The organism is Haemophilus sp. HN_Hi10, from assembly GCF_049821985.1.
GTDB classification, from domain to species: Bacteria; Pseudomonadota; Gammaproteobacteria; order Enterobacterales; family Pasteurellaceae; genus Haemophilus; species Haemophilus influenzae_D.
Genome location: NZ_CP187495.1, coordinates 58,805 through 83,139, shown reverse-complemented (window position 1 = coordinate 83,139; position 24,335 = coordinate 58,805). Strand labels below are relative to the sequence as shown.

The following is a 24,335-nucleotide window of genomic DNA, read 5'->3' as shown; positions in this document are numbered from 1 at the left end:
TCAATTTATTAGAAAGAACCTCCAATACTAAATTGGAACTGTTCGACATCATCATTTTCATATTTTTTAATTGGTTTGGCATAAGAGAATACCAATGGCCCAATAGGAGATTGCCATTGGAATCCGACACCTGTAGAGGCGCGAATACGGCTTGATTTGCCATAATCGGGTAAGCTTTTTAATACATTGCTCGCTAATCCAGTCTTATCCGATTTCCATTTAGTATTCCAAACACTTGCCGCATCAACAAATAGGGAGGTTCGGACTGTATTTTGGCTCTTATCGCTCACAAACGGTGTTGGTACAATAAGTTCTGCACTCGCAGTTGTGATTGCATTACCACCAATCACATCAGAACTTATCTTATCAAAATTACCATTACCGCTACCATTTTGAGCGGCATAAATTGCATTAGGCCCAATACTACCATAAGCAAAACCACGTAATGAACCGATGCCACCCGCTGTATAAGTTTGATAGAACGGTAAACGCTTGTTTCCAAAACCATTTGCATATCCTGCAGATGCTTTTGCAGATACAACCCAGAGGTGATCTCTGTCTAATGGGTAGAAACCCTGTACATCTGCACTTAGTTTGTAGTATTTGTTATCAGAACCTGGAATAGTAACTCGTCCACCAAGACTTGCTTTAACCCCTTTAGTTGGGAAATAGCCTCTATTAAGGCTGTTATAGTTCCAACCAAAAGAAAAATCAAAGTCATTTGTTTTAATGCCATTACCTTTAAATTTCATTGATTGAATATATAAATTACGGTTATATTCTAGAGCAAAGTTACTAATTTTATTATAGGTATGGCCTAATCCTACATAATAGGAGTTATTTTCATTTACAGGGAAACCTAAAGTAACATTACTTCCATAAGTCGTACGCTTATAGTTAGAGGATGTATCACTTTTAGAGTTATCGTAGTTTTCAAAGAAAACATTTCCACCAAGACTTACACCATCTTTAGTAAAATAGGGCTCGGTATAACCCAAATTGACACTCGTACCATAATCATTTTTCGTACCAGCTATACTTACTGCCGCCCCTGTTCCCAAGAAATTATCTTGTTTAACACTTGCTTGATAACTAATACCACTCTCTGTACCGTAACCAATACCAAAGTTGATACTACCCGTGTTACGTTCTTTGACTTTATATACGACATCTACTTCATCATTACTACCATTGATAGGATCAATTCGGTTTTCGACTGTTTCGAAGAAACCTGTACGATCTAAGCGAATTTTTCCTAACTCAACTAATTGTGAATTATACCAAGTTCCTTCTTGTTGGCGCATTTCCTGACGTAAAGTACTATCAGCAGAAACGGTATTTCCTTCAAAGCGAAGTTGGCGAACAGTTAAACGTCGTCCAGCATCAACAACAAAGGTTATCGCTAATGTTTTATTTGCATCATCAAAATCAGGTACTGAATTTACCGTTGTGCTACCGTAACCGCGTTCTCCAAGTTTTGCTTTAATTGCATTTTCTACATCTGCAATATCACTACGGCGGAAAGTATCATTTAAATGTAATGCTGAAAGTAAAGGTTCAAGCTCGGCAGACATACCTCCCAGATTACCTATAATGCGTGCACTACGAAGGTCATACTGTAAACCTTCATTTACATCAATGGTTACATTAACTTTTGTTTTTTCATCATTTAGCTGAACATCCGTTTTAGTAATTTGTGCTTTGGCATAGCCATTATTTAAATAATAATCACGAATTGACTGCAAATCTTTCTCGAATTGCGCACCTTCAAATTTATTTCCCCATAATTTCCACCAAGAATCAGGTTGTAATTCCATTTGTTCTTGTAATGTACTGCTACTAACAGATTCGTTCCCCTTGAAAGTTAATGATGCCAATTTTGCTTTATCATCTTCATTGATTTGAATTAAAATTTCAGCGCGATTATTTGGTAGCGTATTGACAATAGGTTCAACGGTTGCGTTATAGCGACCTACACTTGCATAGTGCTCTTTTACACTTTTGGCAAATTCATTTAATTTTTCTCGAATTAAAACATCGCCAACTTTAAACCCGTTAGCATCTAAGTTTTGTTTAAGTGCTTCAGTGGGAATAACAGAGTTACCTTTGATTTTAACATCTGAAATGATCGATTTAGCCACAACGCTAACAACAAGCACATCGCCTTCTTGATGCGCTTTCACATCATCGAATCGACCACTTACGAATAAAGAGCGGACAATATTAGCCACATCATTGTCAGTCACACGCTGACCAGCACGAACAGGTAAACTTGCTCGGATTTGTTGTTCTAAGTCACCTTGAACACCATCCACACGAATATCTTTTGCCACAAAAGGTGCGGCAAACACAGTCGTTGTCGTACCGAATAATAAACTTGCGATTAGAAGTTTTTTCATCGATTGTATCCTATATAAATTATAGACGTAAAAAATCATTAAATAATGCAAACACCGTTAAGCTTAATAACAGTGCTGCGCCAATTCGATAACAGATGCTTTGCACCCGCTCAGAAACAGGTTTTCCTTTAACAGCTTCCATTGTTAAAAAAACTAAATGACCGCCATCTAATACTGGTAATGGAAATAAATTCATAATCCCTAAATTTACACTAATCAATGCCATAAAACTTAAAAAATACACCAATCCAATATTTGCTGATGCACCAGCACCTTTTGCAATAGAAATTGGCCCACTTAAATTATTTAATGACAAATCGCCAGTAAGTAATTTCCCTAATATTTTCAAGGTTAAAAGGGAAAGCTGCCCTGTTTTTTCAATGCCTTTTTGTAAAGATTCAAGAATACCATATTTTAATTCAGTACGGTATTCATCCGCTAATTTTGTTAAGGTTGGGCTAACTCCTACAAACCATTTGCCATTTTGGTTACGCACTGGAGTCAGGGCTTTGTCAAATGTTTCGCCATTACGTTCAACTTTAATAGAAAAAGATTCGCCTTGTTCGACCTGTTTTACAAAATTTTGCCAACTAAGTGCGGTGAAATTTTCTGTTAAAATTTTGTCTCCTATTTGTAAACCCGCTTTCTCCGCTGGAGAAGCCTGAACAACTTTAGAAAGTACCATTTCCACTTTTGAATGAATTGGAACAATCCCTAAAGCAGCGAACGCACTTTCTTTTTCAGGATCGAATGTCCAATTTGTAAGATTTAAAGTCCGTTGTTGCTCAATATTAGAATTGAAAGGAGAAAGGGTAATCTCAACATTAGGCTCCCCCATTTTTGTGGCAAGTAGCATATTGATGGTTTCCCAATCTTGAGTTTCTTCGCCATCAATTGTCAGAATTTGCGTATTGGGTTCAATGTGGGCTTGTGCTGCGATTGAGTTTGGCGTTATCGATTCAATCACTGGTTTAACACTTGGCATTCCATAAAAGTAGATTACCCAATAGGCAAAAATTGCAAAAATAAAATTAGCTAAAGGGCCTGCAATAATTACAAATGACCGTTGTAATACGCTTTTACTGTCAAATGCCTGTGACTTTTGCTCTGCAGGAACTACTTCATTACGTCCATCAAGCATTTTTACATAGCCGCCTAAAGGAATCATTGAAACCGCAAATTCTGTACCCTGTTTATCGATACGTTTCCAAATTACCTTACCAAAACCAATTGAAAAACGATGGACTTTTATACCGCACTTTCTAGCAGCCCAAAAGTGACCGTATTCGTGAACGGATACTAATACCGCAATAGCAATGATAAAAGAACCTAGTGACCACAAAAATGACATTAAAAATCCTTATAATACAAAGAAATAGAAATAGCTGAAAAAAGGTATTGCAGCAGTCAAGCTATCAATACGATCTAATACACCACCGTGACCTGGAATTAATTGACTGCTGTCTTTCACACCAGACTCACGCTTGAACATACTTTCAGTTAAATCGCCCAATACTGAAATTGCAACTGTGGCTACAGAAAGAATGATAAATCCAGTAATATTTCGATCTCCTACTAAAGTATCGCCAGAGAAATGAATAAAGATAAAAGCAAGCACTAACGCTGTAATTAAGCCGCCAATGACCCCTTCCCAGCTTTTACCTGGAGATACTTTAGGGGCAAGTTTACGTTTACCAAAGGCGCGTCCGCTAAAATAAGCACCAGAATCAGCCGCCCAAACAAGTACAAATACGTAAAGTAATAAAAATAATCCGTGATAAGGATTATTGGTATAGTGTTCTAAACGTAAACGTAATACACCTGCGATAAAGGGAATCAACGTAGAAAAGGCAAATAAAAGTTGTAAAAGTGGATTTTTAGACCAAAATTTAGCTGATTTAGGATAACTGATTACTAGCAATAAAGCTAAGCCCCACCAGCTTACAGCATTTATCAATAAAAGCTGAATATGTTGTTCAAACACACGCCCTGCATTTAAATAGTTACCCTCAGTATAGAGCCATAAGAAGATAAATACGCCTAAAAAGGTAGTCACAAAAAAACGTATCAAAGGTTGTTTAAGACGAGCAAATTGAGTCCATTCCCAGATCCCCAAAGCAGCTACCATACCTAACGCAAGGGCAAAATAAAAAGGTGTGAATAAAAATAGTGCACATAAAACTGCAGCAATTAACACAATAGCAGATAAAACTCGTTGTTTAAGCATAATTTTAATCCGTTGAATTATTCTGTCCCACCAAAACGGCGATGACGTTGTTGATAACTTGCAATAGCACGATTAAATTCTAATTGATTAAAATCGGGCCAAAGTACATCGGAAAAATATAATTCCGCATAGGCAATTTGCCATAATAAAAAGTTGCTTATGCGCTGTTCTCCACTGGTGCGAATTAATAAATCTACAGGTGGTGCATTTTGCGTTGCAAGATGATGTTGAAACGTCGAGTTATTAATATCTGAAACTGACATTTCTTCTTTTTTAACTTTTTCTGCAATTTGTTTAGCTGCTTGAACAATATCCCAACAACCGCCGTAATTTGCCGCAATATTGAGCGTAAGTGCGGTATTTTTTTCTGTTAAATTTTCCGCTTTTTTGATTTTTTCTTGTAAAGTTTCACTAAAACGAGATACATCGCCAATAATTTTCAGACAAATATTATTTTTATGTAATTTTTTTACTTCTCGATCTAAGGCTTGCATAAAAAGTGACATTAACGCGCTGATTTCTTGTTCTGGGCGACTCCAATTTTCGCTACTAAAGGCATAAAGTGTGAGCACTTTCACACCGATTTGTCGTGCATAAGCCACTGCCTTGCGTACTGCAGTAACGCCATTGGTGTGTCCAAAAATTCGCATTTTATTTTTCTGTTTTGCCCAACGCCCATTACCATCCATAATAATGGCAATGTGTTTTGGAATATTGTTTTGATCGAGTTCTATCATTATTTTTATTATAAAAAGATCCCTATAAATTCGGTTGTGAACTATATCATAAGTTGTATTTGCTTGCTATGAATTCCTTTGTTCGAATCTGCTCTGTAAAAATTGAAAATTTATTGTGAAAAACAACTAAAAAAATCACCGCACTTTTATTTCTCTCCCTATTAATTTTTGCCGTTTTACGGTATTCTATGCCACATTTTCTATTGTCAAAATGCTGCAAAAGTGCGGTTAAAATTTAAGGTGATTTTATGCAAGAACAATATCGCCCCGATATGATCGAACCAAAGGTTCAACAATATTGGGCAGAAAATAAAGTTTTCAAAGCAATCAAAGCAATCAAAGACGAATCTAAAGAAAAATATTATTGTCTTTCTATGTTCCCATATCCATCAGGTCGCCTGCATATGGGGCATGTGCGTAACTACACTATTGGCGATGTAATTTCTCGTTATCAACGTATGCTAGGTAAAAACGTATTGCAACCATTTGGTTGGGATGCTTTCGGCTTACCGGCAGAAGGTGCGGCGATCAAAAATAAAACTGCGCCTGCTAAATGGACATACGAAAACATTGCCTACATGAAAAAACAACTTCAGCTTTTAGGCTTTGGTTTCGACTGGGATCGTGAAATCGCAACCTGTAAACCAGAATACTACAAATGGGAACAATGGTTCTTCACAGAGCTTTACAAAAAAGGCTTGGTGTACAAAAAAACCTCAACCGTAAACTGGTGTCCAAATGATGAAACCGTACTCGCAAACGAGCAAGTACACGAAGGTTGTTGCTGGCGTTGTGATACACCTGTGGAACAAAAAGAAATCCCACAATGGTTTATCAAAATTACTGACTATGCAGAGCAATTATTAGGTGGTTTAGATACCCTTCCACAATGGCCAGACATGGTAAAAACCATGCAGCGTAACTGGATTGGTCGTTCTGAAGGGGTAGAAATTACTTTTGATGTTGCAGACACAAACGAAAAAGTAGCAGTTTACACTACACGTCCAGATACCTTTTACGGCGTGAGTTATTTAGGCATTGCAGCGGCACATCCATTAGCAAGTTTGGCAGCTCAAAATAATCCTGAATTAGCCGCCTTTATCCAAGAAGCAAAAAATGCCAAAGTGGCAGAAGCTGATCTTGCGACAATGGAGAAAAAAGGAATGGCAACGGGCTTATTTGCTATTCATCCATTGACGGGGGAAAAATTACCAATTTGGGTTGCGAATTTCGTATTAATGCACTACGGCACAGGGGCTGTCATGGCGGTTCCAGCTCACGACCAACGTGACTTTGAATTTGCTCAAAAATACAGTTTGCCAATTAAACAAGTGATCGCACCGCTTGCAGATGAAGAAATTGATTTAACTAAACAAGCTTTCGTTGAACACGGCAAACTCGTTAATTCAGCTGAATTTGATGGTAAAGACTTTGATGGTGCATTCAACGGTATCGCGGATAAATTAGAAAAATTAGGTGTTGGAAAACGTCAAGTTAATTACCGTTTACGTGACTGGGGTGTTTCTCGCCAACGTTATTGGGGAGCACCAATTCCGATGCTAACCCTTGAAAATGGCGATGTAGTACCTGCACCAATAGAAGATTTACCCATTATTCTTCCTGAAGATGTGGTAATGGATGGCGTGAAAAGCCCAATTAAAGCGGATCCAAACTGGGCGAAAACCACTTTCAACGGTGTACCTGCATTAAAAGAAACGGATACCTTTGATACCTTTATGGAATCCTCTTGGTATTACGCGCGCTACACTTGTCCACAATATCAAAATGGCATGCTTGATGCGGAAGAAGCAAACTATTGGTTACCAGTGGATCAATATATCGGTGGTATTGAACATGCAACAATGCACTTGCTCTACTTCCGTTTCTTCCACAAATTGTTACGCGATGCAGGATTTGTAACCAGTGAGGAACCAGCCGATAAATTATTATGTCAAGGTATGGTGCTTGCAGATGCTTTCTACTACACCAGCCCAACCAACGAGCGTATTTGGGTAAGCCCAACCCAAGTGACCCTTGAGCGTGATGAAAAAGGCAGAATTATTAAAGCCACCGATCCTGAAGGGCGTGAACTAGTCCACAGTGGCATGACCAAAATGTCGAAATCTAAAAATAACGGTATTGACCCACAAGAAATGGTAGAAAAATATGGTGCCGATACTGTTCGTCTCTTTATGATGTTTGCCTCTCCAGCAGAAATGACCTTGGAATGGCAAGAATCTGGCGTAGAAGGTGCGAAACGTTTCTTAGGACGTGTTTGGAATTTGGTATATCAATATCAACAGAATCCAGCAAAAACTAGCCTAGATATCACCGCACTTTCAGCCGCGCAAAAATCGCTTCGTCGTGAAGTACATAAAACAATTGCGAAAGTGAGTGATGATATTGGTCGTCGTCAAACATTTAATACTGCGATTGCAGCAGTAATGGAGTTGATGAATAAACTGACTAAGGCTTCCTTAGAAAGCGATCAAGATCGAGCAGTCATGGCGGAAGCATTAAGTGCAGTTGTTCGCATGCTTTATCCAATTACGCCACATATCTGTTTTGAATTATGGCAAGCTCTTGGCAATGAAAGTGCTATTGATACCGCAGAATGGGTAAAAGCCGACGAAGATGCAATGGTAGAAGACGAAAAACTTATTGTGGTACAAGTAAACGGTAAGGTTCGTGGCAAAGTTACCGTTGCGGCAGATGCAGATGAAGAAACAGTCAAAACGATTGCTTTCGCGGATGAAAATGTGAAGAAATTTGTTGATAATCAACATATTGTCAAAGTGATTTATGTCGCAGGTAAATTATTAAACGTAGTAGTGAAACCATAATACGTGGGGTGTGTGAATTCAAAATTCACGCACCATTTTTTATACGTACGTGAAATATTTACATTTTACACGTCCTACAATTAAAGGTAGTTTTTATGATCAAATCAATCAAGACTTTACTGCTTATCGCAACACTAGCAATTCTTTCTGCTTGCGGTTGGCATTTTCAACAGTCGGTTACTATGCCAAATGAATGGCGAACATTAGCCCTTGAAAGTGATGACCCTTATAATGATTTCACTGTTATTATGCGTCGCAAGTTACAGGAAAATCAGGTTAATATTGTTAATGTAAAACAAAATATTCCCATTTTACGTATTAATAAACAGATTACTTCAGATCAAGTCGCATCTATTTTTAAGCACGGACGTGAAGCAGAAAAACTTTTAATATTGGAAGTTGAAGCCACTTTTCGCCTTGCTAATGGCGAAAGCTATCCAATCAATGCGAAAGTAAACCGTACTTTCTTTGATAATGCACGTGCAGCATTAGCCAAATCAGAAGAACGTGAGGTAATTTGGAATGATATGCGCGAGCAAGTAGCGCGTCAATTAATCGTAAAAATAATTGCGTTACAAAATCAAATAAAAAGCAAATAATGAACCGTATTTTTCCAGAGCAACTAAATTATAATCTTGCTCAAGGTTTAGCTAGAGTTTATCTTTCGCATGGGCAAGATCCTTTATTACTTAGTGAAACTGAGGATACTATTTGTCAAGTGGCAAACCAGCAAGGTTTTGATGAAAAAAATAGCATTCAGGTTGATAGCCAAACTGATTGGGTGCAACTTATAGAATCTTGTCAATCTATGGGGTTATTTTTTAGTAAACAAATACTAAGCTTGAATTTACCTGAAAATTTCACCGCACTTTTGCAGAAAAACCTGCAAGAACTTATATCCGTATTGAATAAAGATGTCTTGCTTATTTTACAGGTAGCAAAATTGACTAAAGCGATTGAAAAGCAAGCGTGGTTTATTGCACTTAATCAATATGAACCAAATGTAATACTGATAAATTGTCAAACACCGACGGTAGAAAACTTGCCACGTTGGGTAAAAAATCGTACTAAAGCAATGGGATTAGATGCCGATAATGAAGCAATTCAACAACTTTGTTATAGTTATGAAAATAACCTGTTCGCTCTTAAACAAGCTCTGCAGCTTTTAGATTTGCTCTATCCTGATCATAAACTTAACTACAATCGTGTCATTAGCGCGGTGGAACAATCCTCAATTTTTACACCATTTCAATGGATTGATGCTTTGCTAGTGGGAAAAGCAAATCGTGCTAAACGTATTTTAAAAGGTTTACAAGCTGAAGATGTGCAACCTGTTATTTTATTACGCACACTACAGCGAGAATTATTTACGTTGCTTGAACTCACAAAACCACAGCAACGTATTATGACAACGGAAAAACTTCCAACTCAACAAATTAAGGCTGAATTTGATCGTCTAAAAATCTGGCAAAATCGCCGACCGCTCTTTTTAAGTGCAATTCAACGTTTAACCTACCAAAAGCTCTACGAAATTATCCAAGAACTCGCCAATATTGAACGCCTTGCTAAACAAGAATTTAGCGATGAAGTGTGGATTAAACTCGCTGATTTATCTGTGAAAATTTGTTTGTAGTCACAAGGCAAATAAAATAGACAATATTGAAATAAGATTTTTGATAAAAAAGAGATTTTTTGCTGGAAAATGGTCCCCCCTACCGGACTTGAACCAGTGACCAAGCGATTATGAGTCGCCTGCTCTAACCGACTGAGCTAAGGGGGGGAAGTGCGGTAATTATAGAGAAATAATCACTTGAAGTCTATAAAAGAAGGGATGATTGACGAAAAATCAACCATCCCTTTTTACATTATTGAAGCACTGAAATATCAGCTACTTGTAAGAACAAGCCTTGCAACGTGTTTAAAATCGCTAAGCGGTTTTGGCGTAACGCTGGATCTTCAGCATTTACCATCACGTTGTCGAAGAAGTTATCCACAGGCGTGCGGAGGTTGGCAAGTTTATCCAACACAGCAGTGTAATCGCCTTGTGCGATAAGCGGTTGTACTTCAGTGCGTAATGCAAGCACTGCTTCAGCAAGGGCTTTTTCTGCTGGCTCTACGCAAGCGGTCAAATTGATCTCACCAATTGCAGCATCCGCTTTCGCTAAGATGTTGCTGACACGTTTGTTTGCTGCCGCTAACGCTTCCGCTGAATCTAACGTGCGGAAGTGTGAAACCGCACGCACTCGCGCATCAAAGTCTGCTGGACGAGTTGGACGACGTGCTAATACCGCTTGAATCACATCCACTGCAATGCCTTCATCTTGATACCACGCACGGAAACGCCCGAGCATAAAGTCCACGACATCAGTAACCACATTTTGATTCGTGAGTTTATCGCCAAAAAGTGCGGCTGATTTTTTCACTAAATCTTCTAAATCCAGTGGTAAATTTTTCTCTACAATAATACGTAACGTACCTAATGCCGCACGACGCAATGCAAATGGGTCTGCACTTCCTTTTGGTGCTTGGCCGATGCCGAAAATACCAGTTAAGGTGTCAAATTTATCCGCTAAGGCGACCGCACTTGCCACCAAAGATTTAGGTAATTCATCGCCGGCAAAACGTGGCATATATTGTTCGTTTAATGCCACTGCGACTTCTTCATCTTCGCCATCGTGACGTGCATAGTGCATACCCATTACACCTTGTGTATCAGTGAATTAGAATACCATGTTGGTCATTAAGTCACATTTTGACAGTAAACCTGCACGTTTTGCTTTCGCTTCGTCTGCCCCGATTTGTTTTGCAATTTCGCCTGCTAGCTGCTCAATACGATCTGTTTTGTCTTTCAATGTACCCAGTTTTTGTTGGAACAATACGGTTTCTAAACGCGGTAAACGATCAACCAGTTTTTGTTTTAAGTCCGTTTTGAAGAAGAATTCCGCATCAGTTAAACGTGGACGAACCACTTTTTCGTTCCCTTCAATAATCGCGGTTGGATCTTCTGGGTTGATGTTCGAGACAAAAATAAAGTGCGGTAATAATTTGCCGTCTTTGTCATAAATTGGGAAGTATTTTTGGTCGCCTTTCATGGTGTAAACCAAGGCTTCCGCAGGCACTGCTAAGAAACGTTCTTCAAATTTTGCCGCTAACACATTTGGGTATTCCACCAACGAAGTCACTTCTTCAAGCAAGCTTTCTTCAATGTCAGCCACGCCACCAAGTGCGGTCGCTTTTGCTTGAGATTTTGCCAAAATTTCTGCTTTACGCTCGTTGAAATTAGCCACTACAGAACCTTTTTCACGCAATAATTGCGGATATTGATCTGCATGTTGAATTTCAAATTCTTTCTCGCCTAAGAAACGGTGGCCGCGAATAGTGCGCGCACTTGCCACACCTAAAATTTCACCTTCGATTAACTCATCGCCCAAAAGCATGGTCACAGTGTGAACTGGGCGAATAAATTGCACGGTTTTATCTGCCCAACGCATTGGTTTTGGAATTGGCAATTTAGCCAACGCATTTGCCACAATGTCATTAAGCAAGTTTTTGGTCGGTTGACCTTCAATTTTCGCACGATGAACAAGCCATTCGCCTTTATCAGTGGCAATGCGTTCTGCTTGCTCAACGGTGATACCACAGCCACGCGCCCAACCTTCAGCCGCTTTGGTTGGCTTACCTTCCGCGTCAAAAGCGGCTGACACGGCAGGCCCGCGTTTTTCGATTTCTTTGCTTGGCTGTTGTATGGCTAAGTTCAACGCTTTCACTGCCAAACGACGCGGCGCTGCAAACCATTCGATTTTGTCGAAGGTTAAACCTGCTTGATTTAATTCCGCTTCAACGTTATCCGCAAAAGAGGTCGCTAATGTTTTGAGAGCTTTTGGTGGCAGCTCTTCCGTGCCGATTTCTACTAGGAAGTTTTGGGTTGTCATTTTGTTTCTCTTATTTAAAAATTCTGTAGATTTAAATTCTTATTTTCTTCGTTATCACTTCATTCTTTCTCAATCGCATTACTGTAAAACTCAGTGAATTTAATTCTGCATTTCGTAACGCGTCTTTTTTCTGATAATCAGGTTCATAGTGCCGGCTAGCATTCGATAACCAGCTTTGTTTTCGCACAATAAAAATCAAAGATATAACTTAAAAGTGGCTTTTGTCGATTAAATCGAAATCCTAATAATTGATCTCGATTGATACGTTGCCATAATTTTCTTTCCGCATCCGTTTGATCCACTCGCAATTTCTGCGAATTCAGCTTTAAGTATTTTTCATAGGGTTGCATGAAAACCGCTATTCTATTTTTTCCTAGAACTCAAAAATCGTGTTTAACTTTGATGGATCTAAAACAACATCGCCATTTGGTAATAACAACGCAGGAATGCCTAAATAGCCATTTGCTTTCGAGTTATCAAATTCTGCATTACTATCGCGTAAACGAATGAATTGTTTGAGGTTAGGTAATGAAGTCATAATTTCTACTTCATCGTAATCCACACCTAAGCGATCCAACTCCGCGATAAATGGTGCGGTATCTGGGCATGTTTCTGCATAAAAAAGAATGGGTTTGTTCATTTTGCTCTCCTAAAGTGCGGTCAAATTTCACCGCACTTTTGTGAATTTGTTTAAGCCTTATTTTTTACAACCAGGGAAACCCAAGGCTTCACGGCTTGCATAATAGGCTTCCGCCACACCTTTGGTTAAGGCACGAATGCGTAAAATATAGCGTTGGCGTTCGGTTACCGAAATTGCTTTACGTGCATCTAACAAGTTGAAGCTGTGTGCCGCTTTCAAAATACGCTCGTAAGCTGGCAATGGTAACGGTTTTTCTAGGGCTAATAACTCTTGTGCTTCTTTTTCGTATTGATCGAAGCAGTAGAATAAGAAATCGGTGTTTGCGTGTTCAAAGTTATAGGTTGATTGCTCAACTTCGTTTTGATGGAAAACATCGCCATAAGTGGTTTTGCCTAATGGGCCGTCAGACCAAACTAAGTCATATACAGAATCTACGCCTTGAATGTACATGGCTAAACGCTCTAAACCGTAAGTCACTTCGCCCGTGACAGGTTTACATTCTAAACCGCCCACTTGTTGGAAATAGGTAAACTGGGTTACTTCCATACCGTTTAACCATACTTCCCAGCCTAAGCCCCAAGCACCTAATGTTGGGTTTTCCCAGTTATCTTCCACAAAACGAATATCGTTTTTGGTCGGATCGAAACCAAGCATTTCAAGTGAACCTAAATAAAGTTCTTGAATGTTATCTGGAGAAGGTTTGATCACTACTTGGAATTGGTAGTAGTGTTGTAAACGGTTTGGGTTTTCGCCATAGCGACCGTCTGTCGGGCGGCGTGAAGGTTGCACATAAGCAAATGCCATCGGCTCAGGGCCTAAGGCTCGTAATGCGGTCATTGGGTGAGAGGTACCTGCACCCACTTCCATATCAAAAGGTTGTACAATGGTGCAGCCTTGGTTTGCCCAATATTCTTGCAGGGCTAAAATCATACCTTGGAATGTTTTTACGTTAAATTTTGTGCTCATAATCGTTGATCTAATGTGATTAAAAATATTGGCATTATACTTGAATCCGTAAAACGGATAAAGACGAAAAAATGCAGTTGAAAATCAGGGTTTATAAAATATATCTAGTAAGCAATTTTGAATACTTAGGTAGATTTTAAACCTTATTTTTAGTATAGTTTTTTTTGATTGATTTAATAGATTTCAATTGTTTAAACCTTTCTATATGATACGCAAGAAATTCATTTCAACCTAACTAAATTTATTAACTTTACAAGGAGTCTACAATGAGTTCTCAATGTCCTTTCTCGCACTTAGCTGCGACAAACTTAACAATGGGTAACGGTGCACCCGTTGCTGATAACCAAAACAGCTTAACAGCTGGTCCGCGTGGTCCATTACTTGCACAAGATTTATGGCTTAACGAAAAATTAGCTGATTTCGTACGCGAAGTAATCCCAGAGCGTCGTATGCACGCAAAAGGTTCTGGTGCATTTGGTACTTTTACTGTGACACACGATATTACTAAATATACTCGTGCAAAAATTTTCAGTGAAGTAGGTAAAAAAACTGAAATGTTTGCACGTTTTACTACCGTGGCAGGCGAACGTGGTGCAGCAGATGCTGAGCGTGATATTCGTGGTTTTGCATTAAAATTCTATACTGAAGAAGGTAACTGGGATTTAGTAGGTAACAATACGCCAGTATTCTTCTTACGTGATCCACGTAAATTCCCAGATTTAAACAAAGCAGTAAAACGCGATCCGCGTACTAATATGCGTTCAGCAACAAATAACTGGGATTTCTGGACATTATTACCAGAAGCATTACACCAAGTAACCGTTGTAATGAGTGATCGTGGTATTCCAGCAAGTTATCGTCATATGCACGGTTTTGGTTCTCACACTTATAGTTTCTGGAACGAAGCGGGAGAACGTTTTTGGGTAAAATTCCACTTCCGTACTCAGCAAGGCATTAAAAATTTAACAGATGCTGAAGCAGCAGAAATTATTGCAAATGACCGTGAAAGCCATCAACGTGATTTATATGAAGCGATTGAACGTGGTGATTTTCCTAAATGGACATTATTTGTACAAGTTATGCCAGAAGCTGATGCAGAAAAAGTATCTTATCATCCATTTGACTTAACCAAAGTATGGTCAAAAAAAGACTATCCATTAATTGAAGTAGGTGAGTTTGAATTAAACCGTAACCCAGAAAACTTCTTCGCTGATGTAGAACAATCTGCATTTGCACCAAGTAACTTGGTTCCAGGTATCGGCGCAAGCCCTGACAGAATGTTACAAGCTCGTTTATTTAACTATGCGGATGCACAACGTTACCGTTTAGGTGTGAACTACCGTCAAATTCCAGTAAATCGTCCACGTTGCCCAGTTCATAGCAACCAACGTGATGGTCAAGGTCGTGTAGATGGTAACTACGGTAGCTTGCCACACTACGAGCCAAACAGCTTCAGCCAATGGCAACAACAACCAGACTTTGCTGAGCCACCACTTCGTATCAACGGAGATGCAGCACACTGGGATTATCGTAACGATGATAACGATTACTTCAGCCAACCACGTGCATTATTTAACTTAATGAATGCAGAGCAAAAACAAGCGTTGTTTAATAACACAGCAGCTGCAATGGGCGATGCACCTGATTTCATCAAATATCGCCACATTCGTAACTGTCACTGGTGTGATGCCGCATACGGTGAAGGCGTTGCGAAAGCATTAGGTTTAACCGTTGAAGATGCATTAAAAGCTCGTGATACTGACCCTGCATTAGGTCAAGGCGGATTGTTATAATCTTTCGAGTTAATTACTTTAAATAAATAATAGTAGTAATTAATCTGCACCCAAAAGTTAGACTAAGGTTTAATCAATTTGGATGCAGATTTTTTTTAATGAAATATTACTAATTAATTACATAATACGTGAACGATTTTGTAATCGGTTAAAAATTTGAATGTGAAAAATAACCTATAATAGCTTCCATTCTTATGATAAATATTGCATTTGAGTAATAATGATAAATATATATCAAGGTACAAAATAATGAGGTATAAAATGACTATCATTCCCCGTCACTGCAGTAAAATCTTCGCGTAATCCCATACCGCAAGCCACATCACCCACAACCCAAGAGCCGATAATGGGATACATTCCATCAAAACTTGGCAATTCAAATTTTTGTTGATAAACATAACCTGAATTAGCATAAAACGTAGAGTGTTCGCTTCCTTTCGCTGCAAATTCTACGCCATTGTTTTTCTCATAATAGAAGACATTGGCACCTTCTCGACCTAACAATGGTTTTTTCACCCACATCGATAAATCTTTTGGTAATTCGAAAGGCGTAAAATAAGCAGGCAATAAATTTGGATGGTTAGGATAACGCGCCCAAAGTTTTGCCAATAGTGCTTTATTACTTAACAACATTTTCCACGCAGGCTCAATAAATCGTGTTTCAGAGGTTGTAATATGGCGAGCAAATTCAGCGTGGCTTAGCCACTCCAGAGGATACAATTTAAATAACATTTCAATAGGCTGATCATTTAAATCTACAAATTTTTCTGTTTCGCTGTTATAGCCAATATCTTCCACCGCTAATTGATGAATATTCCAACCTGCGTTATAAGCCACATCAGCTAAATAATCCACATTGCCCCAATCTTCACGGCCAGCATCGTGCATAGCACTCAAATGGAAATCTGTTTTACCACTTTGTTGTTTCAAAAATTGGAAATGTTTAATTAATTCTTCATGAATCCAGTTAAATTGATCACGATGTTTCAAGCCCTCAATTTGTTCCAACCACTGCCATTGAACAACCGCAGCCTCCAACAAAGATGTTGGCGTATCGGCATTATATTCAAACATTTTTAGGTTGTCGCCATCATAGCCAAAATCAAAGCGTCCATATAAATAAGGATCTTGATTACGCCAAGAGCTTTCAATAAGCTGTTTTTGCAACTCCGTAAAACGATAATTTTCATAATCGCCTTTTTTAATTTCATCCGCCGCAAAATCTAAACACATTAAATGTAATTCATTAGTTGTATCCTCAATGCGATCAATTTCCGCTAAAGTAAATTCATAGGCAACATTATCAGACCAATAATGAGAGCCATCACTAGAAGGCAAATTATAGTAATCAAATCCAACATTAAGTAGCTGTTGCACCATATCTGGTCGAGTAGAAAACCCGGTTACACGTTTCATTTAGCCCCCACTGCTACGATGAGTATTATTTGGGCTACTAAAACCACCACGAGATACAGGTTTGCTATTCATGCTTCCTGCATTTCCTTTCACGAGCATTGGTTTTCCAACAGAACGATTCGTTTGAGGTTGCACAACTTGCCCTGTTGGTGTGGTGACAGCTCGATTTCCAGGATGATAGCTTGGGCCAAGGAAACTACTAATTGCACGAGCTGCCAGATACCCCATAACGCCACCAGCAATTGCGGCCCCTAAAGAAGGATCGGTACTTTCAGCTTTTGCAGTCGATTCAGCATTGTTCTCACTTTGATTAGCTTGTGCATTATTTTCAGCTGGATTTTTTACTGCACTTTCTGCATTACCGTTATCACGAATATTTAAACCAAGCCCCTGCTGTGGTGTGGTTTCAGTTTTCTGAGTACTCTCGGTATTTTTATCTGCCTCACAAAGCTCAATTTTTTTCCAATCCGCTAAACAATCGTCTAAAGACTGATACACATCACGTTGTACTTGTTCTTCTGAACAGCCTCCTAATAAGGCCACAATAGATAAACTCACTAAAATCTGATTTTTCTTTTTCATTGTTCTCAATTTTTATCGAATGGTTTTCACGCCTAGCCATTGCTCGGCCTGTTTATTGGTAATTTCTTCACGAGTCCACATGCTCATTAGATCTGGTTGTGGATATTTATTGCTGTTATAGCCGACTAAACGAGCAAAATCAAATACGGCATGAGGATAGCCATTAATAAGCAACAAGGCTAAATAACCACTTTCATCCCAACAAATTTCAAGTTTGCGTGCCTCATGATGATTAGAGGTTGAATCAACATTATACACGTGTAACATATCAACTATCGGTTGAGCATTTTGACGCATATCAAGTGCATAAAAATAGCCTGTTTCACCGTCATCTTCAAACATTACGGCAAAATGCTCAAATACCGTAGAATGCGTTCCTACTTGCTTTGGCGTTCCTAAAAAGAGTTCGTCCTCTAAAGTTAAATGTAACATTCCCTTTCCTTTAAATATTAGATATAAAAACACCGCACTTTTATACAAAGTGCGGTGAGATTTTACAGTAAATTCAGCGTGAATTACGCTTGACCTTTAACCGCTTTTAAGCCTGGGAATGCAGCTGGAGTACCAGCGCGTTCTAATGCTTCTTCGATACGGATTAATTGGTTGTATTTCGCAATACGGTCAGAACGGCTCATAGAACCCGTTTTGATTTGACCTGCTGCTGTACCAACCGCTAAATCAGCGATAGTCGCATCTTCGGTTTCACCTGAACGGTGAGAGATTACAGCGGTGTAACCTGCATCTTTAGCCATTTTGATTGCCGCTAAAGTTTCAGTTAAAGAACCAATTTGGTTGAATTTGATTAAGATAGAGTTTGCGATACCTTTTTCGATACCCTCTTTTAAGATTTTGGTGTTAGTTACGAATAAGTCGTCGCCCACTAATTGAACGCGGTCGCCTAACACTTTAGTTTGGTATGCAAAACCTTCCCAGTCAGATTCATCTTGACCATCTTCGATAGACACGATTGGGTATTGTTTGGTTAATTCTTCAAGATAGTGTGTGAACTCTTGAGAAGTGAATGAACGACCTTCGCCTTTCATTTCGTATTTGCCAGTTTCTTTGTTGTAGAACTCAGAAGATGCGCAGTCCATCGCTAAGGTTACATCTTTACCTAATACGTAACCTGCTTTTTCAACTGCTTCTTTGATACATGCTAAAGCGTCTGCGTTAGAGGCTAAGTTTGGTGCGAAACCACCTTCATCGCCAACTGCCGTACTCATACCTTTAGATTTTAATACTTTTGCAAGATTGTGGAATACTTCAGCACCGATACGAAGTGCTTCACGTAACGTTTTCGCACCCACTGGTTGAATCATAAATTCTTGAATATCGACATTGTTATCTGCGTGTTCGCCACCGTTGATGATGTTCATCATTGGTAATGGCATAGAATAAACACCAGCAGTGCCATTTAATTCTGCAATGTAAGCGTAAAGTGGTAAACCTTTAGATGCTGCCGCTGCTTTTGCGTTTGCTAAAGATACCGCTAAGATTGCATTTGCACCAAAGTTAGATTTGTTTTCGGTTCCGTCTAAATCGATCATGATTTGGTCGATTTCAGCTTGGTTTGTTGCATCTTTACCAACGATAGCTTGTGCAATTTCGTTGTTCACTGCAGCTACAGCTTTTAATACACCTTTACCTAAGAAACGAGATTTGTCGCCGTCACGTAATTCTAATGCTTCACGAGAACCGGTAGATGCACCTGATGGAGCCGCAGCTAAACCAACAAAACCACCTTCAAGATGAACTTCAGCTTCAACAGTTGGGTTACCGCGTGAGTCGATGATTTCGCGACCAATCACTTTAACGATTTTTACCATTTTTATTTTCCTCAATTAAGTTAATTAAAACGGGTTAGGCGAGCCTAAAACAGGCGATATGATAAAGCTATTTTGAGATTTTGTCTTGTAAAAAATGCGTATGCTTTGATCTTTATCTATTTATTGTCTTGAGATATTCGTTGCACAAGCATAAGCTGAACTCCACGCCCATTGAAAGTTGTAACCGCCTAGCCAGCCTGTTATATCTAGCACTTCGCCAATAAAATACAAACCTTGTACAAGGTTACTTTCCATCGTTTTAGAAGAAATCATTTTGGTGTCCACACCGCCCATAGTGACTTCAGCCGTACGATAGCCTTCTGTGCCATTTGGAGTAAATTCCCAGTGATGAATAAAATCCACCAGATTTTTTACCCACACTTTGCTGATGTTAGCGATAACTTTATCTTGCATAAGACCTTGCTCAAGCCAAAGTTCAACCAATTTTTTCGGAAGTAATCGAACCAAGATAGTTTTCAACATTTGTTTTGGCGAAGATTGTTTTGCTTGATTAATTTCCTCTTCCACATTGTGGTTAGGTAATAAATCAATTTCCACTGACTCAGTAGGCTGCCAATAATTGGAAATTTGCAACACCGCAGGGCCTGAAATTCCACGATGGGTAAACAAAAGCTGGTTGTGAAAAGATTTTCCGCACTGGGCTGTGATCGTGACTGGCAAGCTAATGCCTGAAAGTGCGGTTAAAAATTTATCTGTTTCTTGATAAGTAAAAGGCACTAAACTCGCGCGCGGAGGAATAACTGGAATGCCAAATTGTTCTGCAATTTGATAGCCAAATGGCGTTGCACCAAGCCCTGGCATAGAAAGCCCACCTGTCGCAACAATCAAATTTTTACATTGCCATTTGGTTGAATTTACCTGTAAAACAAACCGCACTTTTTCATCATTTTGAATGAGTTCAACTTGAGAAACTTCGCTACGCAATAAAATCTTAGCGCCATATTTATCGCATTCAGATTTCAACATTTCAACGATTTGTTCTGCGCCATCATCACAAAATAATTGCCCCAATTCCTTTTCGTGATAAGTAATCCCTTGCTCCGCCACAAGAGAAATAAAATCCCAATTGGTATAGCGGGCAAGGGCAGATTTAACGAAATGAGGATTTTGTGAAAGGTAATGAGCTGGCGTAACCTCTAAATTGGTGAAATTGCAAAACCCACCGCCCGACATCAAAATCTTACGTCCGATTTTTTTACCGTTGTCGAAAACTGTCACTGACTTGCCTAACTTAGCCAACTGTGCAGCGCAAAATAATCCTGCGGCACCTGCACCAATAATAATATTTTCAGAATATTGGCTCACGGATTTTGCCCTTTTTCACCACGTTGTAAAAAATCCAACATCTTCATTCGTTGAATAACAGAACGACGATCCACTGCCGCATTACCAGAATCTAATAATTGCTGTAAATACCCACTGGCTTGTGGATATTGACGATTTTCTAAGGCAATCGTCGCCAACAAAGAAAGACTTGACACTTCATTTTTATCTTTTGCCAAAGCTTCATTCAAAAGTTGCTCGATTTTTGGGGTCATTTGCTGACCTGCTTGATAATAAAGTGCGGTGGCAGCCAAGCCTAAAATATTAGGTTTACTTCCCGACAATTTTTCCGCATTAGAATAAGCCACAAGCGCACTGTCAAATTCATTATTCTGCACATAGGCTTCCCCAAGTTGAAGCCAAGTTTCCGCATTATTCGGATCAGTACGCAGTTTATTTTGGATCTTCTCAATCACATTTTCATTTTTGTGTTCATCATTCATTTCAACATTTTGATTATGTTGCTCAATCATCGATTGCTCGCCTTGTTGAACACGACTAAAACGATCAAGGGAAAAATAATAAGCGGTTGGAATAGCGATGAGTAAAGTAAAAAGCACAAAATAAATTTTACTATTCACTTTTCCCCTAGAAAGTTTACTTGGCTCCTCTTGCTTGCGGGGGGAGCTGCCAAAGGCTGAGGGGAGGGAAATTATTTCATCATTCTCTAGTTGTTGTGTAACCACTTTTTCTGAAAACTGTTTTTTTCTATTTGAGAAATAAAGCAGTGCAGCAGCTAAAATTAAAAGAGCGACTGGTAATAGCCATAACAACGCCGTATTCCATTTGAACGGTGGTTTATAGTTCACAAAATCACCAAATCTAGCGGTCATTTGATCGATAATTTGCTGATTACTTTTGCCCTCATCCACCATTTTGTACACTTCAAGACGCAAGTCATACGCAATAGGTGAATTAGATTCCACCAAATTTTGGTTTTGACATTGTGGGCAGCGTAAAGATTTTGCCAACTCTACGGCGCGAGTACGATCATCTTGATTTTGGAATTGATAGGTATCCACCATTTCCGCTCGGGCGAATAAGGAAAATGCGAATAAAAGTGCGGTTGCAAAAAAGACTGTTTTTTGAACCTGAATAAAACCGCGAGTAAAAATATCTAATATGCTTTTCATTTGTTCTTCATTGCTTCAATTTTTGGCAAAAATACCGTTTGCCAAGTTTCTTTATCCAATAAACCAGAATGGCGATAACGAATCACACCATTTTCATCCAAAAGATAAGTTTCTGGTGCGCCATCCACGCCTAATTTGAGGGCAAGTTCTCCCTGACTATCATTAATGGTTAAGACGAACGGATTGCCCATTCGCTTAAGCATTTCAATGCCATTTTGCGGATTGTCGCGATAATCTACGCCCACAATAGGCAACGTTTTTGCAATCTCAATTAACAACGGATGTTCTTCTTTACAATAACCACACCAACTGCCCCACACATTTAATAAAAATGGCTGTTTAGGAAAATCTTTCGGGCTTACGATTTGTGATGGATCATTTAAATTAGCCTGATAAAACTCTGGAACAGGTTTATCAATTAAAGCCGACGCAATTTTTTTCGGATCTTGATTTAACCCAGCAATTAATAATACACACACGCCTAAAAGCACAAAGAGCGGTGCAAAAAAGAGAAGTTTTTTGTTCATTATTTTTCCTGTTTTCTGCGTAATCCGAAGACGCTAAAAAGTGCGCCAAAGGCCATTAAAATACCGCCAGCCCAAAGCCAACGAATCAGCGGTTTATAATGTAAGCGGAAAGTAAATTCTCCTTTGCCGAGAGAATCTCCCATCACAATATATAAATCGCCCCAAAAACCGCCATTAAGCCCCACTTCACTCATTGTCATTGTACGAACATCGTAATAACGGCGTTCGGGGATAATTTCTGCATAAGGTTTACCATTTTCAGTTACGTCAAAAAAGGCGATTTCTGCCGTAAAGTTTGGTCCGATTTCATTAGAAAATTGGCGATAGTGAAATTCATATTGTCCCAGCGTTTGACTTTGTTGCGGTGCTAAACGTACACCAATTTCACTGCCAAAATAACCGCTCATTATTGCGCCAATAGTCACAATCGCCACGCCACAGTGGGCTAAAATCATACCAAATTGAGACAAACGAATTTGTCGCCAATTTTGCCATAAAGTGACCAACAAAAGCCAAATCGCAAGAGTTAATAACACAAAAGCGAAAGCGTGAAAATTCAACGCAGAATTATGGCGTAGCTGTTGCCAAATCATCAAGCTGGCGAGAATCAAAGACGGAATAAGCAACCATACGCAACGTATCAATAATGTGCGATCAAATTGCACCCAACGAATGGTAAGGGAAACCACCATTAAGATTAAAATCACCGTAATGATTGGGAAGAAAATACTATTAAAATAAGGACTTCCCACCGAAATTGAGCCCCAATTCATCGCTTGGAATAACATTGGGTAGAAGGTGCCTAAAAAAGTAGACACAGTGGCAATGGTCAGCAAAATATTCAGCAATAAAATGCCACCCGATTTAGAAACGAACTGAAAATTCACCGCACTTTCTGATGAACTGCCCGCACGCAAAGCGAATAAACCAAAGGCTAACACTGTCAAAACAAAGAAAATTAATAACAATACATAACCGCGCGTATTATCCAATGCAAAAGCGTGCACAGAAGTGAGTGCGCCAGAACGAACAATAAACGTGCCTAATACGCTAAAGGCAAAAGCAAGCAGAGAAAAAAGCGTTGTCCAATAACTAAATACACCTTGTTTTTCTGTCGCCATTAAACTATGTAATAACGCCAAACCAAGCAACCAAGGCATTAAAGATGCATTTTCTACGGGATCCCAGAACCACCAACCGCCCCAGCCGAGTTCGTAATATGCCCACCACGCACCAAGCACAATGCCAATGGTTAAAAACGACCAAGAAAACAACACCCAGCCACGCATTGAGCGTGCAATTTGTCGTGCTGATTGGTTATAAATCAACGCACTCAAACTCATCGCAAAATTCACCGCAAAGCCCACATAACCAACATATAACAACGGCGGATGGAAAATTAATCCCACATCTTGCAACATTGGATTGAGATCGCGACCTTCTGCTGGCGCAGGAAAAATGCGTCCAAACGGATTAGAATAAAATAAGATAAACACCGAAAAACCAAAGCAAATCAATCCCAATAAAGATAAAGATTGAGCGGAAAAAGTGCGGTTATTTTTTCGATTAAAAAAAGCAAAAGCAGCAAGCCATAAACTCAATGAAAATAACCAAAACAACATTGAACCTTCATGTCCGCCCCAAGTGGCAGCCACTTTAAAAAATGTAGGTAATTGGGAATTAGAATGTGCCGCTACATATTCAAGGGTGAAGTCATCCACCGCAAAAGAATAAGCAAGCAAACCAATTGATAACGTCGTCGCAAGGGTAAAAATATAACTCAGTGGCCAAGCGGCATTAATTAAAGTCGGATTTTTTTTGAATAACCCAAATTGAGGTACTAACGTAAGAAAAAATGCGCTAGCTGTTGCGAGTAAAAGAAGGAAAAAGCCAAGTTCTGGAAGCATAATGTCGTCGTTTTTTTCGTTGATGCGCAGATAAAGTCGCTAATCAAGTATGTTTCATTAATA

At 39.1% G+C, this 24,335-nt stretch carries 18 protein-coding genes, 1 tRNA gene and 2 pseudogenes; 4 read left to right on the top strand and 17 right to left on the bottom strand.

Annotation, left to right across the window (positions count from 1 at the left end):
• Positions 1-8 precede the first annotated feature (8 nt).
• Genes bamA through uppS form a run of 4 tightly spaced genes read right to left on the bottom strand, consistent with a single transcriptional unit; the run spans position 9 to position 5,363 of the window.
• Positions 9-2,399: an outer membrane protein assembly factor BamA gene (bamA, locus tag ACPT8Q_RS00375; protein WP_061671272.1), complete on the bottom strand. Its 2,391-nt coding sequence runs from the start codon at positions 2,397-2,399 to the stop codon at positions 9-11.
• A 19-nt stretch (positions 2,400-2,418) separates the two neighbouring features.
• Positions 2,419-3,750, bottom strand: coding sequence for a sigma E protease regulator RseP (rseP, locus tag ACPT8Q_RS00370; protein ID WP_050948698.1), 1,332 nt, complete (start codon positions 3,748-3,750; stop codon positions 2,419-2,421).
• A 9-nt stretch (positions 3,751-3,759) separates the two neighbouring features.
• Positions 3,760-4,626 (bottom strand): phosphatidate cytidylyltransferase, encoded by an 867-nt coding sequence (locus tag ACPT8Q_RS00365; protein WP_050948697.1) that lies wholly within the window; start codon positions 4,624-4,626, stop codon positions 3,760-3,762.
• A gap of 17 nt (positions 4,627-4,643) precedes the next feature.
• A complete protein-coding gene (uppS, locus tag ACPT8Q_RS00360; RefSeq protein WP_050948696.1) occupies positions 4,644-5,363 on the bottom strand; it encodes a polyprenyl diphosphate synthase in 720 nt (239 codons plus the stop codon).
• A 248-nt stretch (positions 5,364-5,611) separates the two neighbouring features.
• On the opposite strand from uppS, the gene leuS reads away from it, so the two are divergent.
• The 3 genes from leuS to holA all read left to right on the top strand — a co-directional run bounded on the left by leuS (position 5,612) and on the right by holA (position 9,839).
• Positions 5,612-8,206, top strand: a complete 2,595-nt coding sequence (gene leuS, locus ACPT8Q_RS00355) for a leucine--tRNA ligase (RefSeq protein WP_050948695.1) — start codon at positions 5,612-5,614, stop codon at positions 8,204-8,206.
• A gap of 95 nt (positions 8,207-8,301) precedes the next feature.
• Positions 8,302-8,805: an LPS assembly lipoprotein LptE gene (gene lptE / locus ACPT8Q_RS00350; RefSeq protein ID WP_038440296.1), complete on the top strand. Its 504-nt coding sequence runs from the start codon at positions 8,302-8,304 to the stop codon at positions 8,803-8,805.
• Complete coding sequence (holA, locus tag ACPT8Q_RS00345) at positions 8,805-9,839, top strand: DNA polymerase III subunit delta (RefSeq protein WP_038440295.1); 1,035 nt, start codon at positions 8,805-8,807, stop codon at positions 9,837-9,839. The genes lptE and holA overlap by 1 nt, the downstream gene beginning before the upstream one ends.
• 70 nt (positions 9,840-9,909) lie before the next feature.
• Here the strand turns inward: holA and ACPT8Q_RS00340 are convergent.
• The 5 genes and pseudogenes from ACPT8Q_RS00340 to glyQ all read right to left on the bottom strand — a co-directional run bounded on the left by ACPT8Q_RS00340 (position 9,910) and on the right by glyQ (position 13,744).
• Positions 9,910-9,986: transfer RNA gene (locus tag ACPT8Q_RS00340), tRNA-Ile, on the bottom strand.
• Between the two features lie 85 nt (positions 9,987-10,071).
• Positions 10,072-12,138 (bottom strand): annotated as a pseudogene (gene glyS, locus ACPT8Q_RS00335) (glycine--tRNA ligase subunit beta).
• A gap of 31 nt (positions 12,139-12,169) precedes the next feature.
• A pseudogene (locus ACPT8Q_RS00330) lies at positions 12,170-12,488 on the bottom strand (DUF559 domain-containing protein).
• 23 nt (positions 12,489-12,511) lie between these two features.
• Positions 12,512-12,778, bottom strand: coding sequence for a hypothetical protein (locus ACPT8Q_RS00325; RefSeq protein WP_050948693.1), 267 nt, complete (start codon positions 12,776-12,778; stop codon positions 12,512-12,514).
• A 57-nt stretch (positions 12,779-12,835) separates the two neighbouring features.
• On the bottom strand, positions 12,836-13,744 hold the full coding sequence (glyQ, locus tag ACPT8Q_RS00320; RefSeq protein ID WP_005628151.1) for a glycine--tRNA ligase subunit alpha: 909 nt from the start codon (positions 13,742-13,744) through the stop codon (positions 12,836-12,838).
• Positions 13,745-14,010: 266 nt separating this feature from the next.
• On the opposite strand from glyQ, the gene ACPT8Q_RS00315 reads away from it, so the two are divergent.
• Complete coding sequence (locus ACPT8Q_RS00315) at positions 14,011-15,537, top strand: catalase (RefSeq protein ID WP_050948692.1); 1,527 nt, start codon at positions 14,011-14,013, stop codon at positions 15,535-15,537.
• A gap of 234 nt (positions 15,538-15,771) precedes the next feature.
• On the opposite strand, the gene ACPT8Q_RS00310 is transcribed toward ACPT8Q_RS00315, so the two are convergent.
• The 8 genes from ACPT8Q_RS00310 to nrfE form a co-directional block, all read right to left on the bottom strand.
• Entirely contained in the window at positions 15,772-16,953 is a 1,182-nt protein-coding gene (locus ACPT8Q_RS00310) for a glutathionylspermidine synthase family protein (protein ID WP_050948691.1), read from the bottom strand.
• Entirely contained in the window at positions 16,954-17,535 is a 582-nt protein-coding gene (locus ACPT8Q_RS00305) for a hypothetical protein (protein ID WP_050948690.1), read from the bottom strand. It lies immediately after the preceding gene.
• A 12-nt stretch (positions 17,536-17,547) separates the two neighbouring features.
• Positions 17,548-17,967, bottom strand: coding sequence for a DUF2251 domain-containing protein (locus ACPT8Q_RS00300; RefSeq protein ID WP_005636440.1), 420 nt, complete (start codon positions 17,965-17,967; stop codon positions 17,548-17,550).
• An 83-nt stretch (positions 17,968-18,050) separates the two neighbouring features.
• A complete protein-coding gene (eno, locus tag ACPT8Q_RS00295) occupies positions 18,051-19,361 on the bottom strand; it encodes a phosphopyruvate hydratase (protein ID WP_050948689.1) in 1,311 nt (436 codons plus the stop codon).
• Between the two features lie 120 nt (positions 19,362-19,481).
• Positions 19,482-20,687 (bottom strand): NAD(P)/FAD-dependent oxidoreductase, encoded by a 1,206-nt coding sequence (locus ACPT8Q_RS00290; RefSeq protein WP_050948688.1) that lies wholly within the window; start codon positions 20,685-20,687, stop codon positions 19,482-19,484.
• Positions 20,684-21,838: a heme lyase NrfEFG subunit NrfF gene (gene nrfF / locus ACPT8Q_RS00285; RefSeq protein WP_050948687.1), complete on the bottom strand. Its 1,155-nt coding sequence runs from the start codon at positions 21,836-21,838 to the stop codon at positions 20,684-20,686. Before nrfF ends, ACPT8Q_RS00290 begins: the two co-directional genes overlap by 4 nt.
• Positions 21,835-22,365 carry a DsbE family thiol:disulfide interchange protein gene (locus ACPT8Q_RS00280; protein WP_050948686.1) on the bottom strand — a complete coding sequence of 177 codons (531 nt, stop codon included), beginning with the start codon at positions 22,363-22,365 and terminating at the stop codon, positions 21,835-21,837. Before ACPT8Q_RS00280 ends, nrfF begins: the two co-directional genes overlap by 4 nt.
• Positions 22,365-24,272: a heme lyase NrfEFG subunit NrfE gene (nrfE, locus tag ACPT8Q_RS00275; RefSeq protein WP_050948685.1), complete on the bottom strand. Its 1,908-nt coding sequence runs from the start codon at positions 24,270-24,272 to the stop codon at positions 22,365-22,367. The genes ACPT8Q_RS00280 and nrfE overlap by 1 nt, the downstream gene beginning before the upstream one ends.
• Between the last annotated feature and the right edge of the window lie 63 nt (positions 24,273-24,335).

Coding starts and splice junctions, on each gene's coding strand:
- ACPT8Q_RS00305 (WP_050948690.1), bottom strand. CDS start 17,535: ATGAAAAAGAAAAATCAGATTTTAGTGAGTTTATCTATTGTGGCCTTA.
- eno (WP_050948689.1), bottom strand. CDS start 19,361: ATGGTAAAAATCGTTAAAGTGATTGGTCGCGAAATCATCGACTCACGC.
- ACPT8Q_RS00315 (WP_050948692.1), top strand. CDS start 14,011: ATGAGTTCTCAATGTCCTTTCTCGCACTTAGCTGCGACAAACTTAACA.
- rseP (WP_050948698.1), bottom strand. CDS start 3,750: ATGTCATTTTTGTGGTCACTAGGTTCTTTTATCATTGCTATTGCGGTA.
- holA (WP_038440295.1), top strand. CDS start 8,805: ATGAACCGTATTTTTCCAGAGCAACTAAATTATAATCTTGCTCAAGGT.
- nrfF (WP_050948687.1), bottom strand. CDS start 21,838: ATGAAAAGCATATTAGATATTTTTACTCGCGGTTTTATTCAGGTTCAA.
- nrfE (WP_050948685.1), bottom strand. CDS start 24,272: ATGCTTCCAGAACTTGGCTTTTTCCTTCTTTTACTCGCAACAGCTAGC.
- ACPT8Q_RS00325 (WP_050948693.1), bottom strand. CDS start 12,778: ATGAACAAACCCATTCTTTTTTATGCAGAAACATGCCCAGATACCGCA.
- lptE (WP_038440296.1), top strand. CDS start 8,302: ATGATCAAATCAATCAAGACTTTACTGCTTATCGCAACACTAGCAATT.
- ACPT8Q_RS00280 (WP_050948686.1), bottom strand. CDS start 22,365: ATGAACAAAAAACTTCTCTTTTTTGCACCGCTCTTTGTGCTTTTAGGC.
- glyQ (WP_005628151.1), bottom strand. CDS start 13,744: ATGAGCACAAAATTTAACGTAAAAACATTCCAAGGTATGATTTTAGCC.
- bamA (WP_061671272.1), bottom strand. CDS start 2,399: ATGAAAAAACTTCTAATCGCAAGTTTATTATTCGGTACGACAACGACT.
- ACPT8Q_RS00365 (WP_050948697.1), bottom strand. CDS start 4,626: ATGCTTAAACAACGAGTTTTATCTGCTATTGTGTTAATTGCTGCAGTT.
- leuS (WP_050948695.1), top strand. CDS start 5,612: ATGCAAGAACAATATCGCCCCGATATGATCGAACCAAAGGTTCAACAA.
- ACPT8Q_RS00300 (WP_005636440.1), bottom strand. CDS start 17,967: ATGTTACATTTAACTTTAGAGGACGAACTCTTTTTAGGAACGCCAAAG.
- uppS (WP_050948696.1), bottom strand. CDS start 5,363: ATGATAGAACTCGATCAAAACAATATTCCAAAACACATTGCCATTATT.
- ACPT8Q_RS00310 (WP_050948691.1), bottom strand. CDS start 16,953: ATGAAACGTGTAACCGGGTTTTCTACTCGACCAGATATGGTGCAACAG.